Raw genomic sequence first — 15,122 nt, 5'->3', positions numbered from 1 at the left:
GCCCCGGGGGTACGGGGGGGGGGGGGCGGGGGGGCGCCGGGGGGGGGGGTGCGGGGCGGGCGGGGGGGGGGTGCCCGGGGGGGGGGCCCGCCCCCGGCGCGGGTGGCGGGGGGCCCGCCCCCGGGGCGGGGGACGGCTCAGTGCGAGCCGGTGCCGGACGGCTCGGGCACCGGCAGGGCGGGCGCGGTCACCCCGGCATCGGTGAACGCCTTCTGGAAGGCGCCGACGGCCTGGGCGACGAACTCGGACCTGTGCTCCCGCACCCACGCGGCGGAGGCCTCGAAGCCCTCCAGCGAGCCGTTGAAGCGCGGAACGACGAAGCGCGCCAGACGCTCGAAGGAGGCCCGGGTGTTCTCCCGGGACGCCCAGTCGGCGCCGGCGACCAGCAGCGTGCCGAAGCCTCCACTGCTCTCGTACAGCTCCTCGACGCCCGCGGCGACCTCGTCCGGCGAGCCGACGATCGCGGCACCGTTGGCCACCAGGTACTCGATCTCCCGGCCCTCTTCGATGCCGAGCGCGTCGACCGGCAGGCCGACGATGTCGCCCCAGTAGCCGCGCAGCCAGGCCGCGGCGCCCTCGCGCAGCTCCTCCATGGCCCGCTCGCGGGACTCGCCGACGTACACGTTGACCACCAGGCGCCAGTCGGCGCGGTCGACGGTGCGGCCGGCGGCCGCGGCGGCCTCCTCGGCGTACTGCCACTGGCGGCGCAGGTCGGGGGCGGTGCCACCGGGGCGAGGCGAGGCGAAGGACAGCGGGCTCAGACCGTGCCGGCCGGCCAGTTGCATGCTGTGCGGGGAGGCGGCGCTGGAGATGGCCACCTCGATGCCGCCAGGGCGGTAGGGGCGGTGCTGCAGGCGCGCGTCGCGCAGTGTGAACCAGTCGGTGGCGCGGTTGACCGGGCCCTCACCGGCGAGGAGTTCGAGGACGGCCTCCAGGGACTCGCCGGTCATCCGGCGCTGTTCGGAGGGGTGGATGCCCAGCATGTGGGCGTCGCCGGGCGCCGAGCCCGCACCGACGCCGAGCATCACGCGGCCGCGGGTCTGGTGGTCGAGCTGGACGATCCGCGAGGCCACGTGGAAGGGGTGGTGGTAGGGCAGGCTGGTGACGCCGGTGCCCAGGCGGATGCGGCGGGTGCGCTCGGCGGCCGCCGCGAGGAACACCTCGGGCGAGGAGACGGTGCCCCAGCCGCCGGAGTGGTGCTCGCCCACCCACGCTTCCACCAGGTCGAGTTCGTCCAGCCACTGCACGAGGTCAAGGTCGCGCCAGAGCTGGAGGGTGGGGCTCTCGCCGTGCGGGTGCAGGGGCGAGAGGAACGCGCCGAAGCCGATCTGCGGGCGGGTCATGCGGAGGTCTCCTCGAACGTCGCGGCGGAAGGGGCGGCCGCACGGGCCGGGGTGCCGGCGGGGTCGCCCACCAGGCGCTGCCAGATGCGGGCGCCGCGCTCGGCCAGGGTCGGATGGCCGGCGAAGATCAGAGCGAGGGCGGCCCGGGCCGCCTCGGGGGTGTCGACCCGGCTGCTGCGCTCCGTACCGCCGTCCGCGGTCTCGATCAGCACGTCGTTGACGAGCGTGGCCTTGCCGGTGCCGGTCACCCGGGAGCACATCAGCGTGCGGGGGATGGGCGAGCCGGTGCCCGGGGTCAGATAGAGGTCGAGGATGGTGGCGAAGTGCTCGCCGCCGCGCGGATCGAGGGTGAACCGGTGGATCGGGGACCACCGGCCGCCGGCTCCCGCGCGCTGGGCGATGTGGTCGTCGCCGTCCCGGTCGCGCAGCACGCGGAAGCGCCAGCCGTGCTCGGTGCACTCGCTGCCGTCCAGCCTCAGCGGCGTCACGGCGGTCAGCTGGGAGTACGCGACGTCGACGAGGAACGCGACGCCCTCGATCCGGACCACGAGGATCATGTGGTCGCCGGTGTCGGTGTAGGCGCGGTCCTGCGGCAGCCAGGGGCGGGAGGCGTGCGTGGTCACCTCGAAGCCGAGGTCGCGCAGAAGGGCGGCGAAGAGGTTGTTGACCTCCATGCAGGCCCCGCCGAGGTGGCGGAGTACGACCTTCTTGTACACGCTGGCCGCGTCGATGCCGGGGACGAGGCCGTCGGGGCCGTCGAGCAGTTCGAAGGGCACGGCCCGCACATGAGCCCGGCACAGCGCGGTCAGCGCCTCGAGGGTCGGTTCGAGCCGGCCGTCGTACCCGATGCGCGCGAGGTAGGAACGCCGCTGCTGGTCGGTCAGGTTCACGGGCGGGCTCCGGTGCCGACGGACACGGCGGCCGGAAGGGACCGCGCGCCCTCGGGGACGGCCGCGGCGAACGCGGCACGCAGTTCGCTCTGGCCCAGGGCCAGCGGGGCGAAGTCCGGCAGGTGGCCGGCGCCTTCGCCCGCGTCCCCCGCGGCGGCCCGGCCCGCACGCGCCGCGAGGGCGTCGAGGTGCGCCTCCTGCATGTCCTGGAAGGCCTCGGTGAAGGGCCGGCGCAGTGCCTCGAAGCGGTGCAGGGCCGCGGTGTCGCCCGCGGTCATGGCCCGGTCGGCGGCGGTCGCCACGCAGGCCGCGTCCTGGAGGGAGAGGTTCAGTCCCTGGCCGCCGTAGACGTGCACGCCGTGGGCGCTGTCGCCGACCAGGACGACGTTGCCGTCGGTCCAGCGCTCGGGGCGCACGATGTGGTGCAGGAACTCACGCACCTGGGAGCGGTCGGTGGTGTGCTCGCGAATCCAGTCGGCGGCCTGCGGCGCGGCCTGCGCGTAGCGCTCGGCGAGTGCTTCGAGCGGACCGTCGACGGCCTCGCCGGCGGTGTCCGGGTCGGTGATCCAGGCGAACAGCAGGGTCTCGTCGGCGATCGGGGTGCCCAGCACGTAGCCGTCGGCGGTGAAGGCGGCGCGCATCACGGGCCCCCAGGACCCGGGCAGCGGCAGGCGCAGCTCGGTGTAGCCGCGCTTGAAGGCGCGCGCCGGGGCGCTGATGCCGGCCATCTCCCGGACCGCCGAGCGCTTGCCGTCGCAGCCCACGATCAGCGAGGGGTACAGGGTGCGCACCCCCCGGGCGTCCTCGAGTTCGAGGCCGCGCACGTCGGGGGCGGCCCCCTCGCGCCGCACCAGGGCGCGCACCGTGGCGCCGTACACCACTTCGGTGCCGGGCAGGGCGCGGACGGCGGCGGCGAGCACGTCACGCAGCCGGACGATCGAGGTGGGCAGGGCGTGGGCGACGGGTGCGCCGGGCAGATCGGCGTAGGCGTACGAGGCGACGGTGACGCCGCCCGCGGCGACTTCGCCGTGGGTGACGGCAGTGGTGTTCGCGGTCAGTTCGGGCAGCAGGCCGAGGCGGTCGAGGATGCCCAGGGTGGCGGGCTGCAGGATCGGGCAGATCCCGTTGCCGGGGCCGCCGGGGACGGGCTCGTCCTCGCGCTCGATCAGCAGGACCCGGCGGCCCCGCAGGCCCAGCAGCAGGCCGAGCAGCAGCCCCGCGGGCCCGGCGCCCACGATGGCGACCTCGGGGTCGGCGGGACCGGCCGGCCGCGGGAGGGGGCCGTGCTCGGTGCCGGACGGTTCAGACATGGGTGCTCTCCACCTCGCGGGGCCTGCTGGGCGCAGGCACGGACAGTTGATCGGCGAGCTTGGGGTAGCCGCCCGCCCAGAACAGCAGTGGCTGGGCCGGGTGACCGAGGTGGACCTCGGTCACCCGGCCCAGGAAGAGGGTGTGGTCGCCGCCCGGGTGGGCGGCCTCGACGGAGCACTCGAAGGCCGCCGGTGAACCGGCCGCCAGCGCCGCGCCGTTGTGGCCGTGCCAGGAGCCGAGCCGGTGCCATGCCTCGGTGCCGCGGGGGCGCTCGGAGCGGCCCATCAGGGCTGCGAGCGGGCCCTGGTCCTCGGCCAGCACGCTGACGGAGAAGTCCTCGCCGTCACTCAGCCGCCGGTGCAGCCGCCCGGCGGTGCGCACGCTCACCAGCAGCAGGAGGGGGTCGAGGGAGACCGACACCAGGGAGTTGGCGGTCATCGCCTCGGTGGTGGGACCGGAGCCGCAGGCGACGACGGTGACGCCGGTGCAGAACCGCCCCATCGCCCGGCGAAAATCCGCCCGGTCCGGGCGGATCCGCTCGTGGTCAACGGACGAATTCATTGCCACCCGCCTTCCTTTTAGTCATGGCTCCATCCTTCATTCGGGCGGGAAAGGTGCCAGCCCCATCCGGGTACCCGTTCGGGGTGCACCCCCGGGGTGCGCCGCCCGGCGACCCACGCTCGGCCAGGCCCTTTCACCGCACGGAGGTGGGGACCCGAGTCCCTTGACCCCGTCCGAAACGGCCGCCTAAGTTCCTGGCCATCCGCTGCACCGCACTCGCCGGCAGCGATCCTGCCGACCACGTGACACCGCTGGGGAACATCACGCCCCAGGTGCTCCGCGGATTCGAATTCATCGTCCAGAAAGGGCGGCCATTCCCATGTCACATTCCCTTTCCAGTGGGAGGGAAATTCGCCTCAACCGCCTCTCGCGGCACGGCGACGAGCGTTATCTGTTCATTCCGATGGACCACTCCGTGTCGGACGGACCGGTCGTCAACGCCGGTGAATTCGATCGGCTCATGGGATCACTCGTCGCCGGCGGCGCCGACGCGGTGATCGTCCACAAGGGCAGGGCACGCGGCATCGCCCCTCGCCACCTGCGGGAGTGCGCGCTGATCGTCCACCTGAGCGCAGGCACCTCACGCGCCGCCGACACCAATCAGAAGGTCCTGGTCTCCAGCGTCGAGGAGGCCGTGCAACTCGGCGCCGACGCGGTGAGCGTCCACGTCAACGTGGGATCCGACACCGAGAGCCGGCAGCTGGCCGATCTCGGCGCCGTCGCCGCGGAGTGCGCGCGCTGGGAGATGCCGCTGCTCGCGATGATCTACCCGCGCGGGCCACGGATCTCCGACCCCCACGAACCCGAACTCCTGGCTCACGTCGTGAACATCGCCGTGGACCTCGGCGCCGACCTGGTCAAGACCTCGGCCGCCGAGCCCATCAGCGCGATGGCGGACGTGGTGGCCAGCTGCCCGGTTCCGGTGCTGGTGGCGGGCGGCCAGCCCAGCGGCCGGAGCCTGACCCAGTACGCGCAGTCGGCCGTCGACGCCGGGTGCGCGGGACTGGCCGTGGGCCGGCGGGTGTTCACCGACCCCGAGCCCGAGACCCTGGTCCGCGAACTCGCCGCGATCGTGCACGCGCCGCGGCAGCAGCCGGTCGACCTCTCCGTGGACGTGCCCGAGCTGTACGGCGCCGCCGTCACTCTCTGACCGGCGCGGCCCCGCCACCCGCCGAGGGCCCGCGTCCGCGCCCTCCTCCACCTCTTCCGTTAGGGACTCCTGTGAAGTTCGCCTGGATCGACGTCCGTTCCGCCTCGCCCGAGCACCGTGCGGCCATCGTCGACGCCGCCATCCACGCCCGCGTCGACGGCATCGTCTCCGACGACCCCGCCCTGCTCACCACGCTGCCCACCACCGTCAAGCGCATTCTCGCCGACGACCGGGCCGACAGCGACGACTTCATCGTCCTCCACGACGTCGCCGACCAGAACGCCCTGACCGGCCTGCGCACCCGCCACCAGGCCGGGGACAAGAACATCGCCGGACGGGTCAACGTCACCGACGACCCGACGCTGACGCTGGCCTGCGAGACCGCGATCGAACTCCCCTACACCCTCGTGGAGTTCAAGGACCCGACGAAGATCCCGCTCGAGATCGTCATCGCAGCCGCCGACCGCTCGCCCGGCCAGCTCGTCTGCAGGGCCGCGGACCTCGAAGAGGCCAAGGTCATTATCGACGTGCTCGAGAAGGGCTCCGAGGGCATCCTCATCGCTCCGGCCACCGCCAACGACGTCTTCGAACTCGTCGAGGCCCTGCGCGTGAAGACCCCCGACCTCGACCTCACCACGCTGACGGTCGACCGCATCGAGCACCTGGGCCTGGGCGACCGCGTCTGCATCGACACCACCTCGCACTTCGACCAGGACGAAGGCATGCTCATCGGCTCCTACGCACACGGGTTCATCCTGTGCGTCAGCGAGACCCACCCGCTGCCCTACATGCCCACCCGCCCCTTCCGCATCAACGCCGGAGCCCTGCACTCCTACGCCTTCGGCCAGGACAACCGCACCAACTACCTCAGCGAGCTGAAGGCCGGCCACCCGGTCCTAGCCGTGGGCGCCGACGGCCGCACCCGCCGCATCACCGTCGGCCGCATCAAACTCGAGTCGCGCCCGCTGCTGAGCATCCACGCCACGTCCCCCGAGGGCGTCGAGGTCAACCTCATCGTCCAGGACGACTGGCACGTCCGCGTCCTCGGCCCCGGCGCCAAGGTCCTCAACGTCACCGAACTGAACAACGGCGACCAGGTCCTCGGCCACATCGCGACCGACAAGCGTCACGTCGGCTGGCCCGTCGGCGAGTTCTGCGTCGAGAAGTAGGCCCGGGCCCCGGACGGCCCGGGCCCGGGAAGCAGGCCGGTGCGGCGGGTGCGCCCCGCCCCCGTCGGGGGGCGCACCCGCACCCGGCCGCCCGAACACTTTCGGAGAGGTCAATGGAGAACGCGCCGCTCAAGGGCTGGATCGCGGACATGCTCCGCCGGCAGCCCCCCGACACGGTCTGGGCCCGCGCCCGGACCGAGGTGACCTGGGACACCCTGCGCACCAGGGTCACCGAACTGGAGCGGCTGTTCGAGCTCCAGAGCATCCGGCCCGGCTCGACCGTGGCCGTGCAGATGGTGCCCAGCTTCACCTACCTGTGGACCGTGCTGGCCCTGTGGTCCCGCGGCGCCCAGGTGATCCTGATGGACCCGCGGCTCACCCGCGCCGAGGTGGACCGGCTGCTGAACCTGTGCGAACCCAGATTCATGATCAGCTCGGGCTCCTCCGGCGCGGTCCGGGTCGTCTTCCAGGACGAGTGCGAGGTGCAGGTCGAGGTACGGCGCACCGGCCACACCGTCGCCAACCCCCACGTCCTGCTGCAGTTCAGCTCCGGCTCGACCGGCTACCCGAAGGTGATCGGACGGACCGCGCACTCGCTGCTGGCCGAGCTGGACGCCTTCGCCGCCCTGCCGGAGATGCCGAAGGCCGGAGAGCGGGTGCTGCTGAGCAACTCGCTGACCCATTCCTTCGGGCTGATCGGCGGCTTCCTGCACGCGCTGCGGGCGGGCGCGACGCTGGTCTTCACACCGAACGCACAGCCCCGCACGCTGCTGTCGACACTGGTGGAGTCACAGGCCGACGTGCTCTTCGGCGTCCCCTTCCACTTCGAGCTGCTCACCCGCATCGCGGACTGGAGCCCGCTGCCCGGCCTGCGGCTGGCCGTGTCCGGCGGCGAGGTGATCAGCCCCGAGGTCTACGAGCGCTTCCACGAGCGGTACGGGGTGCGGATCGGACAGGCCTACGGCATGACCGAGACCGGCATCATCGCCACCGACCTGACGGGCCGTCTGGCACCGCCCGCCGTCGGCCACCCGGTGCCGGGCGCCGAGGTCCGGATGCGCGACGGCGAACTCCAGGTGCGCGCCGACGTCTCGCCCTACCTGTACGTCAACGACATCGCGAGCCGGTACGCGGACGGCTGGCTGCGCACCAACGACCTGGCGGCGCTCGACCCGGAGACGGGCGCGCTGTCGGTGCACGGGCGCAGCGACTCGCTGGTGGTCATCGGCGGCCTGAAGGTGGACCTGCGCGAGGTGGAGCTGGCCCTGGCCGAACACCCCGCCGTGACCGAGGCGGTGGTGCTGTTCAGCGGCACCATCGAGGCCTTCGTCGGGATCACCGGAGGGGTCACCGCCCGGGAGCTCCAGGCGTGGTGCCGCGACCGGATCAGCCACTTCAAGATCCCGCGCCGGTTCGAGCTGGCTCCGGCGATCCCCCGGACGAGCAACGGCAAGCTGGTGCGCAACCGCGAACTGCTGCTGACCCGGATGGGCCCCTCCACCAGATCCGTCGCCGCCCCGGCCGGCCCCCTCGGAGGTGCGCGGTGATCGTCCAGCCCATGCTGCGCGGCACGCTGTGCGCCAACGCCCATCCCGACGGCTGCGCCGATCAGGTCCGGACACAGATCGCCGCGGTCCGCTCCCGGCCCCGTCCGACCGGCCCCGACCGGCCGCGCAACGTCCTGGTCATCGGGGGATCGGCGGGCCTGGGGCTGGCGACCCGGATCTCGGCGGCCTTCGCCGCCGGCGCCGCCACCCTGAACGTCTGCCAGGAGTCCCCCGGCACCGCGAAGCGGACGGGAACCGCCGGCTGGTACAACACCGCCGCTCTGGAGGCGGAACTGTCCCGGTCCGGACTGTACGGGCGCACCGTGGTCGGCGACGCGTACAGCGACGCGGTCAAGGAGCACACGATACGCACCGTCCGCGACGACCTCGGCCAGGTGGACCTGGTGGTCTACAGCCTGGCCGCGCCGCGCCGCACCCACCCGGTGACCGGGCACACCCATCGTTCGGCGCTCAAGACCCTCGGCCGGCCGTTCACCGCCAAGGCGTACGACGCGGCCACCCGCGAGGTGGCGGCCGCCACGGTGGAACCCGCCACCGCCCAGGAGATCGAGGACACCGTCGCGGTCATGGGCGGTGACGACTGGCGGCGCTGGATCCACGCTCTGAGCGCGGCCGGAGTGCTCGCCCCGCGGGCCGTGACGGTCGCCTTCAGCTACGTCGGCAACACGAGGCTGGCGCCGACGTACCGCAGCGGCACACTGGGTCAGGCCAAGGAGGACCTGGAGGCAACCGGGCGGGAACTGGACGCCGTCCTGCGCCCGCGGGGCGGCCGGGCGCTGACCGCCGTGATGCGGGCCATGGTCACTCAGGCCAGCTCGGTGATCCCGGCGCAGACCCTGTACACCGTCGTGCTGACCCGCGTGATGCTGGAGATGGGCCTGCAGGAGGGCCCGATCGAGCAGGCGCACCGGCTCCTGACCAAGCGGCTGTACTCCGGGGGCGACACCCGGCTGCTGGAGGGGCCGCCGCACCCCACGACCGACGAGCTGGGCCGGCTGCGCCTGGACGACCTGGAGCTGCGGCCCGACGTGCAGGCGGAGGTGGACCGGCGGCTGGCCCTGGCCACCGGCGAGAACATCGCCGAGCTGGGCGCGCCCTGTGTGCACCGGGCTCAGTGGCTGGCCCTGAACGGTTTCGGGCTCTCCTCGGTCGACTACGCGGCCGACACCGATCCGGTGCGGGAGCTGACCGACCCCGTGCTCGTGCCCGCGCGGACCACCGCGCCGCCGGCCGTCTCCCCGGCCTGAGCGCCCGCCCGGGCCTGCCTCCCCCTCCTCCCGACCCGCTCCGCCCGCCGGCGCCGGACCCACAACCGGGCGCCGGACCGATCGCACCCACCGACAAGGAGTACCGCCGTGTCCGAGATCCGTTCCTTCGTCATCGGCATCATCAGCGAGATCGTCCCGAGCATCACCGAGGACGTCTCCGACGACCTGCCGCTCGGCCCGGGCGGCCTGGAGCTGGAGTCGCTCGCCCTGGTCGAGCTGCTGGTCCAGGTCGAGCACGAGTTCGGCGCCAAGATCGCCGACGAGGACCCGGCGGCCCAGCCGGACGCCACCCTGGGGCAGTTCGTCACGGCCGTCGAGCGTGCCCGGGACGGCGCGGCCGACGAGGCCGCGGCGTGATCGACAGCACCGAGATCCGCCGGCTCCTCACCCACCACAAGATCGTCCCGGAGGACTTCGGGGAACTGGGCGAGGACACCCCCCTGACCCTCGATTCCCTGGCCCTGGTCTGGCTCCAGCACGTACTGGACGAGGAGCACGGCATCAGCATCGACCCGTACGGCCCGGACCTGGAGTTCTTCACCTCGGTCCGCGGGATCCACACGTACCTGAGCACACTCACGGAAGGAGGCATCGATGCCGCTTGACGTCCGGGTCACCGGATACGAGACGTTCTCCGCCTTCGGTGCCGGTGCGGACGTCCTGCGCGAACGGGTGTTCGCGGGCCGTCCCGCGTTCGCGCCCATCACCCGCTTCGGCACCGCACCGTTCCGCAACACCTACGGAGCCACGTACGGCGGACCCGGGCAGGCGCCCCGGCAGCTGGAGACCGTACAGGACTGCGCACGCGGTGCGCTGGCGGCCGCCAAGCTCGACCCGGCGGACCTGGACCCGGCCCGCACAGCCGTCCTCATCGGAACCCAGGGCGACTTCACCGGCCTGCACGCCTTCTGGACCGACCGGGCCGCCGGCCGGCCGGGCGACCCGGCCGAGGCGCACCGCAGCTTCGCCGGGTCGATCCCCGAGGCAGTCGCCGCCGGCCTGGGACTGACCGGACCGCGGGCGGCCTTCATCAACGCCTGCGTCGCCTCCGCCAGCGCCGTCATCCACGCGTGCCGGATGATCACCGCCGGACAGGTGGACGTGGCCGTGGTCGGCGGGGTCTACCTCGTCGACGAGGAGCAGTTCGCCAAGTTCGACTCCGGGCGCACCTTCGCCCGGGACGGCCGGCTGCGGGCCTTCGCCGCGGGGCGCAGCGGCATGCTGCTCGGCGACGGCGCGGCCGCCCTGGTCCTGGAGTCGCCCGAGCACGCGCTGCGGCGCGGCGCCCGGTCGCTGGCCCGCGTCCCCGGTTTCGGCGCGGCGGCCGACGCCCACCACGTGGTCCAGCCGCACCCGCGGGGCGCGGGCATGGGCCGGGCAATCACCCGGGCCCTGGCCTCGGCGGGGCTGGCGGGCGAGGAGATCGGCTACGTCAACGCCCACGGCACCGGCACCCGGCTGAACGACCCGGCCGAGACGGCCGCGCTGCGGGGCGCCTTCGGCACGCACGCGGACCGCCTGCCGGTCAGCTCCACCAAGAGCACCACGGGCCACATGCTCGAGGCCACCGGAGCGGTGGAGCTCGCCATCTGCCTGATGGCGCTCGAGGAGCAGGCCGTGCCACCCACCTCCGGCTACGACGGCGCCGACCCGGAGTGCGATCTGGACTGCGTGCCGAACGAGGCCCGCACGGCGCGGCTGGAGCGGGTGCTCTCGCTCAACGCCGGCTTCGGGGGCCTGAACACCGCCATCATCCTGGAGCAGCCGTGACCCTCACCCCCACCGGCACCACCTCCCTGCGGCAGCCGGACGTCGTCGCGGCAGCCGTGGTGGACACCGCGACGGAGCGCGGGGAACTGCCGGTCGTGCCCGGTTTCGTGGTGTCCGCGTTCAACCCGCTGGTCCGCGAGACGGTACGGCGCTGCCTGGGCGATCCCGGGACGCCGGACGTGCCGAACCCGCTGACCGGGCCGTTCCCGGACAGCACCGCGATCGTGCTGGCCACCGTGGCCGCGGACGCGACCACCTCCGACACCGCCAGCCAGAAGCTCGTCTCCGGCCGGGTGCACAACCCGCTGCTGTTCTTCCAGTCGGTGACCACCTCGATCGTCGGGCACCTGGCGATCGAGTACGGGCTGACCGGCCCCATCCACTGCATCGCCGCGGACCACCAGGCGGACACCACGGCCCTGGACGCGGCCGCGCTGCTCCTGCTGGACGACACGATCGACCAGGTCCTCGTCATCGGCGTGGAACTGGCCGCCAACCCGCGCACCGCCGCCGCCTTCGCACGGCTGGCCGCCCTGGGGCACGACGGGCGTCCGCCGGCCGCCGACCTCGCGGTGGCCCTGCTGCTGCGGCCCGGCCCGGCCGGCCACGCCGGGGTGCCCGCCGAACCGCAGGCCCCGGCCCCCGACGATGCCGCCGCGGGCCCCCTGCACCGCCTGGCCGCGCTGGCCGAGAGCGCGCGGCGCCCCCTGGGAGAGGAACGATGAAGCAGTCCCTGGAAGAGCTGATGGCCTTCATGCCGCCGGAGCTGGTGGCCGAACAGCTGATCACCAAGCTGGGCATCGAGATCACCCAATGGTCGGCCGAGCGCGTGGTCGCGACCATGCCCGTGCGCGGCAACCTGCAGCCCTTCGGACTGCTGCACGGCGGGGCGAGCGCCGCCCTGGCCGAGACCCTGGGTTCGCTGGCCGCCGGGGCCCACGTGGCGCCGGACGGCATGCTGGTGGGGCTGGAGCTGAACATCACCCACCACCGCGCGGCCCGCGAGGGCCTGGTCACCGGCGTGTGCGAGCCGCTGCACCAGGGCAGCCAGATCGGCACGTACCAGATCACCGTGCGCGACCACCGCGACCAGCTGGTCTCCACGGCCCGGCTGACCTGCCTGCTGCGCAGGCGTCCGGGGCGCTGAACGATGGCCCCGACCTTCTCACCCACACCGTCCCACGGCGTCGCCGCCGGCACCGTGCTGACCGGACATCACCTGGTGACCGCCCAGGACGACGAGGCCTTCCGCGCGCTGTGCGCGATCGCCTCCGCGGTGCCGCTGACCGGGGCCGTGCCCGGCACGGTCGCGCCCGCCCAGCTCGCGGCCGTCGCCCTGCGCATGAGCGAGCGGCTGCTGGAACCCGGGCCCGCGGCCCGGGGCCGGGTGGCCCTCCACGGCACGCAGCGGCTGCGCGTGGAGCGCGCGGCGGCCGTCGGCGAACCGCTGCTCTCCCGCGCGGAGATCCGCTCGGTGCGGCCGCTGGGCGCGGGCACGGCGACGGAGGTGGCGGTGGCCCTCACCGCCGGCGACGGCTCGCCCGTCGCCCAGTCCGTGTCCCTGCTGGTGCACTCGCCCGGGCCCGCCGCCCGACCGGCACCGGCCCCCGCACGCCCCGCCGCACCGAAAGACGCGCGCCGCTCCTCCTACACCGTGACCCGGGAACTGGTACGCCGGTACGCGGAACTCTCCGGCGACCACAACCCGATCCACCTCTCGCCCGAGGCCGCCCGTGCGGGAGGCTTCGACGACCTGATCGCGCACGGCATGCTGACCTTCGCCCTGATGGCGCACCACCTGGCCGGGGCCGTCGGCGAAGCGGACCGCGCGGAACTGCAGGTGCGCTTCTCCTGGCCCCTGACGGTGCCCGCGGAGGGCGCCACCCTGACCGTCCACGACCTGCCCGCGGCCGGCGGCGCGCTCGCGGTGACCGCCGTCGACGGCGCGGGCCTGCCGGTCGCCGGCGGCCGTGCCGCGCCGTGCCGCCCACCGACAGGAACGAGAACGTGACCGTGACCGAACCGGCCCCGATGGTGCAGTTGCTGACCCCCGAGGGCGAGCGCACGGCCCACCCCGGCTTCCCACTGGACCCCACACCCGGCGAGGTCCGGGACCTCTACCGCGACATGGCGCTGGTGCGCCGCTTCGACGGGGAGGCCGCGGCCCTGCAGCGCCAGGGTGAACTGGGCCTGTGGACCCAGTCCCTGGGGCAGGAGGCCGCCCAGGTGGGATCCGGGCGGGCGCTGCGCCCCACCGACTACGCGTTCCCGACGTTCCGCGAGCACGGGGTGGCCTGGTGCCGCGGGGTGGACCCGGTGAGCCTGATGGGCATGTTCCGCGGGGTCAACCACGGCGGCTGGGAACCCGACGAGAAGAACTTCCACCTCTACACGATCGTCATCGGCGCACAGACCCTGCACGCCACCGGCTACGCGATGGGCGTGGCCAGGGACGGCGGGGACGAGGCGGTCATCGCCTACTTCGGAGACGGCGCCTCCAGCCAGGGCGACGTCGGGGAGGCCTTCACCTTCGCCGCGGTGTACGACGCGCCGGTGGTGTTCTTCTGCCAGAACAACCAGTGGGCCATCTCCGAACCCGCCGAACGCCAGTCGCGCGTCCCGCTGGCCCGGCGGGCCGACGGCTTCGGCTTCCCCGGCGTCCGGGTGGACGGCAACGACGTGCTGGCCTGTCTGGCCGTGACCCGGTGGGCGCTGGACCTCGCCCGGCGGGGCGAAGGACCGGTGCTGGTGGAGGCGTTCACGTACCGCATGGGGGCGCACAGCACCTCCGACGACCCCGGCCGCTACCGGAGCAGGGCCGAGGAGGAGCTGTGGGCGGCCCGCGACCCGATCGACCGGGTGCGCCGGTACCTGCTGCGCGAGGGCTGGGCGGACCAGGCCTTCCTCGACGCGGTCGCGGCCGAGAGCGACGAGCTGGCGCGCGACGTGCGCCGGCGCGTGCGGGCGATGGCCGATCCCGACCCGCAGTCGATCTTCCGGCACGTCTATGCGCAACCGAACCCGCTCGTCGAGGAGGAGCGCACGCGCTACGAGCACTATCTCGCGGGCTTCGACACGGCCGGCACGGCGCAGGGAGAGACGCGATGACCCGGGCCACACTCGTCCAGGCACTCAACTCCGCGCTGCGCGCGGCGCTCGAGGAGGACTCCAGGGCCCTGGTCATGGGGGAGGACGTGGGCCGGCTCGGCGGTGTCTTCCGGGTCACCGAGGGCCTGCAGAAGGACTTCGGTGAGGACCGGGTCCTCGACACCCCGCTGGCCGAATCCGGGATCGTCGGCACCGCCATCGGCCTGGCCCTGCGCGGCTACCGTCCGGTGCTGGAGATCCAGTTCGACGGTTTCGTCTACCCGGCCTTCGACCAGATCGTCAGCCAGCTGGCCAAGATGCACGCCCGCTCGCTGGGCAAGGTCAGCCTCCCGGTGACGATCCGCATCCCCTACGCGGGCGGCATCGGCGCGGTGGAGCACCACAGCGAGTCCCCCGAGGCGCTGTTCGCGCACACCGCGGGACTGCGCGTGGTGACCCCGTCGAACAGCGACGACGCGCACTGGATGCTGCGCCAGGCGATCGCCGCCGACGATCCGGTGATCTTCCTCGAGCCCAAGCGGCGGTACTGGGACAAGGGCGAGGTGGGGAGGGCTCCGGCCCGCTCGCTGCACGAGGCGGCGGTGGTCCGGCCCGGCCGGGACCTGACGCTGCTCGCGTACGGGCCGATGGTCAAGGTCTGTCTGGACGCCGCGGACGCGGCGCGGGCGGAGGGCCGCAGCCTGGAGGTGGTGGACCTGCGCTCGCTGTCACCCGTCGACTTCGGCACGCTCCGGCGCTCCGTGGAACGGACCCGGCGGGCGGTGGTGGTGCACGAGGCGCCGGTGTTCCTCGGCATGGGCGCGGAACTCGCGGCCCGGCTGCACGAGGAGTGCTTCTACGCCTTGGAGGCCCCGGTGCTGCGGGTCGGCGGGTTCCACGCGCCGTATCCGCCGTCCCGGGTGGAGGACGCGTACCTGCCCGACCCGGACCGGGTGCTGGAGGCCGTGGACCGGGCCCTCGCCCACTGATCCGCCGTGGCGACCC

16 protein-coding genes are annotated in these 15,122 nt (G+C 73.6%); 12 read left to right on the top strand and 4 right to left on the bottom strand.

What is annotated here, in order from left to right; all coding sequences use genetic code 11:
- Positions 1-137: 137 nt before the first annotated feature.
- From ACFC1X_RS24660 to ACFC1X_RS24645, 4 genes are read right to left on the bottom strand one after another with little or no spacing between them, the layout of a single operon-like run.
- Entirely contained in the window at positions 138-1,343 is a 1,206-nt protein-coding gene (locus tag ACFC1X_RS24660; protein WP_376357007.1) for an LLM class flavin-dependent oxidoreductase, read from the bottom strand.
- Entirely contained in the window at positions 1,340-2,233 is an 894-nt protein-coding gene (locus ACFC1X_RS24655) for an arylamine N-acetyltransferase (protein WP_376357005.1), read from the bottom strand. Before ACFC1X_RS24655 ends, ACFC1X_RS24660 begins: the two co-directional genes overlap by 4 nt.
- Positions 2,230-3,543 (bottom strand): FAD-dependent oxidoreductase, encoded by a 1,314-nt coding sequence (locus ACFC1X_RS24650; protein ID WP_376357003.1) that lies wholly within the window; start codon positions 3,541-3,543, stop codon positions 2,230-2,232. The genes ACFC1X_RS24655 and ACFC1X_RS24650 overlap by 4 nt, the downstream gene beginning before the upstream one ends.
- On the bottom strand, positions 3,536-4,105 hold the full coding sequence (locus ACFC1X_RS24645) for a flavin reductase family protein (protein ID WP_376357002.1): 570 nt from the start codon (positions 4,103-4,105) through the stop codon (positions 3,536-3,538). The genes ACFC1X_RS24650 and ACFC1X_RS24645 overlap by 8 nt, the downstream gene beginning before the upstream one ends.
- Positions 4,106-4,424: 319 nt before the next feature.
- Between ACFC1X_RS24645 and ACFC1X_RS24640 the strand changes: the two genes are divergently transcribed.
- The 12 genes from ACFC1X_RS24640 to ACFC1X_RS24585 all read left to right on the top strand — a co-directional run bounded on the left by ACFC1X_RS24640 (position 4,425) and on the right by ACFC1X_RS24585 (position 15,106).
- Positions 4,425-5,255, top strand: a complete 831-nt coding sequence (locus ACFC1X_RS24640) for a 2-amino-3,7-dideoxy-D-threo-hept-6-ulosonate synthase (protein ID WP_376357000.1) — start codon at positions 4,425-4,427, stop codon at positions 5,253-5,255.
- Positions 5,256-5,326: 71 nt separating this feature from the next.
- The gene (locus ACFC1X_RS24635; RefSeq protein WP_376356998.1) at positions 5,327-6,424 is read left to right on the top strand and encodes a 3-dehydroquinate synthase II family protein; all 1,098 of its coding nucleotides are present in this window, start codon (positions 5,327-5,329) and stop codon (positions 6,422-6,424) included.
- 113 nt (positions 6,425-6,537) lie between these two features.
- On the top strand, positions 6,538-7,971 hold the full coding sequence (locus tag ACFC1X_RS24630; RefSeq protein ID WP_376356996.1) for a class I adenylate-forming enzyme family protein: 1,434 nt from the start codon (positions 6,538-6,540) through the stop codon (positions 7,969-7,971).
- A complete protein-coding gene (gene fabV, locus ACFC1X_RS24625; protein WP_376356994.1) occupies positions 7,968-9,239 on the top strand; it encodes an enoyl-ACP reductase FabV in 1,272 nt (423 codons plus the stop codon). The genes ACFC1X_RS24630 and fabV overlap by 4 nt, the downstream gene beginning before the upstream one ends.
- Before the next feature lie 108 nt (positions 9,240-9,347).
- Positions 9,348-9,617, top strand: a complete 270-nt coding sequence (locus ACFC1X_RS24620) for an acyl carrier protein (RefSeq protein WP_376356993.1) — start codon at positions 9,348-9,350, stop codon at positions 9,615-9,617.
- Entirely contained in the window at positions 9,614-9,865 is a 252-nt protein-coding gene (locus ACFC1X_RS24615) for an acyl carrier protein (protein ID WP_376356991.1), read from the top strand. The genes ACFC1X_RS24620 and ACFC1X_RS24615 overlap by 4 nt, the downstream gene beginning before the upstream one ends.
- On the top strand, positions 9,855-11,030 hold the full coding sequence (locus ACFC1X_RS24610; RefSeq protein WP_376356989.1) for a beta-ketoacyl-[acyl-carrier-protein] synthase family protein: 1,176 nt from the start codon (positions 9,855-9,857) through the stop codon (positions 11,028-11,030). The genes ACFC1X_RS24615 and ACFC1X_RS24610 overlap by 11 nt, the downstream gene beginning before the upstream one ends.
- On the top strand, positions 11,027-11,755 hold the full coding sequence (locus tag ACFC1X_RS24605; protein WP_376356987.1) for a beta-ketoacyl synthase N-terminal-like domain-containing protein: 729 nt from the start codon (positions 11,027-11,029) through the stop codon (positions 11,753-11,755). Before ACFC1X_RS24610 ends, ACFC1X_RS24605 begins: the two co-directional genes overlap by 4 nt.
- Positions 11,752-12,177: a PaaI family thioesterase gene (locus ACFC1X_RS24600; protein WP_114533248.1), complete on the top strand. Its 426-nt coding sequence runs from the start codon at positions 11,752-11,754 to the stop codon at positions 12,175-12,177. The genes ACFC1X_RS24605 and ACFC1X_RS24600 overlap by 4 nt, the downstream gene beginning before the upstream one ends.
- A gap of 3 nt (positions 12,178-12,180) precedes the next feature.
- Positions 12,181-13,041 carry a MaoC family dehydratase gene (locus ACFC1X_RS24595; protein WP_376356985.1) on the top strand — a complete coding sequence of 287 codons (861 nt, stop codon included), beginning with the start codon at positions 12,181-12,183 and terminating at the stop codon, positions 13,039-13,041.
- Positions 13,038-14,138 carry a pyruvate dehydrogenase (acetyl-transferring) E1 component subunit alpha gene (gene pdhA, locus ACFC1X_RS24590; RefSeq protein ID WP_376356983.1) on the top strand — a complete coding sequence of 367 codons (1,101 nt, stop codon included), beginning with the start codon at positions 13,038-13,040 and terminating at the stop codon, positions 14,136-14,138. The genes ACFC1X_RS24595 and pdhA overlap by 4 nt, the downstream gene beginning before the upstream one ends.
- Entirely contained in the window at positions 14,135-15,106 is a 972-nt protein-coding gene (locus tag ACFC1X_RS24585; protein ID WP_114533252.1) for an alpha-ketoacid dehydrogenase subunit beta, read from the top strand. Before pdhA ends, ACFC1X_RS24585 begins: the two co-directional genes overlap by 4 nt.
- The last annotated feature ends 16 nt before the right edge of the window (positions 15,107-15,122 follow it).

Origin of the sequence: Streptomyces sp. NPDC056128, assembly GCF_042263835.1 — a bacterium.
In the GTDB taxonomy this organism is placed as follows: Bacteria; Actinomycetota; Actinomycetes; order Streptomycetales; family Streptomycetaceae; genus Streptomyces.
This window is presented reverse-complemented; position numbering and strand designations above follow the sequence as displayed.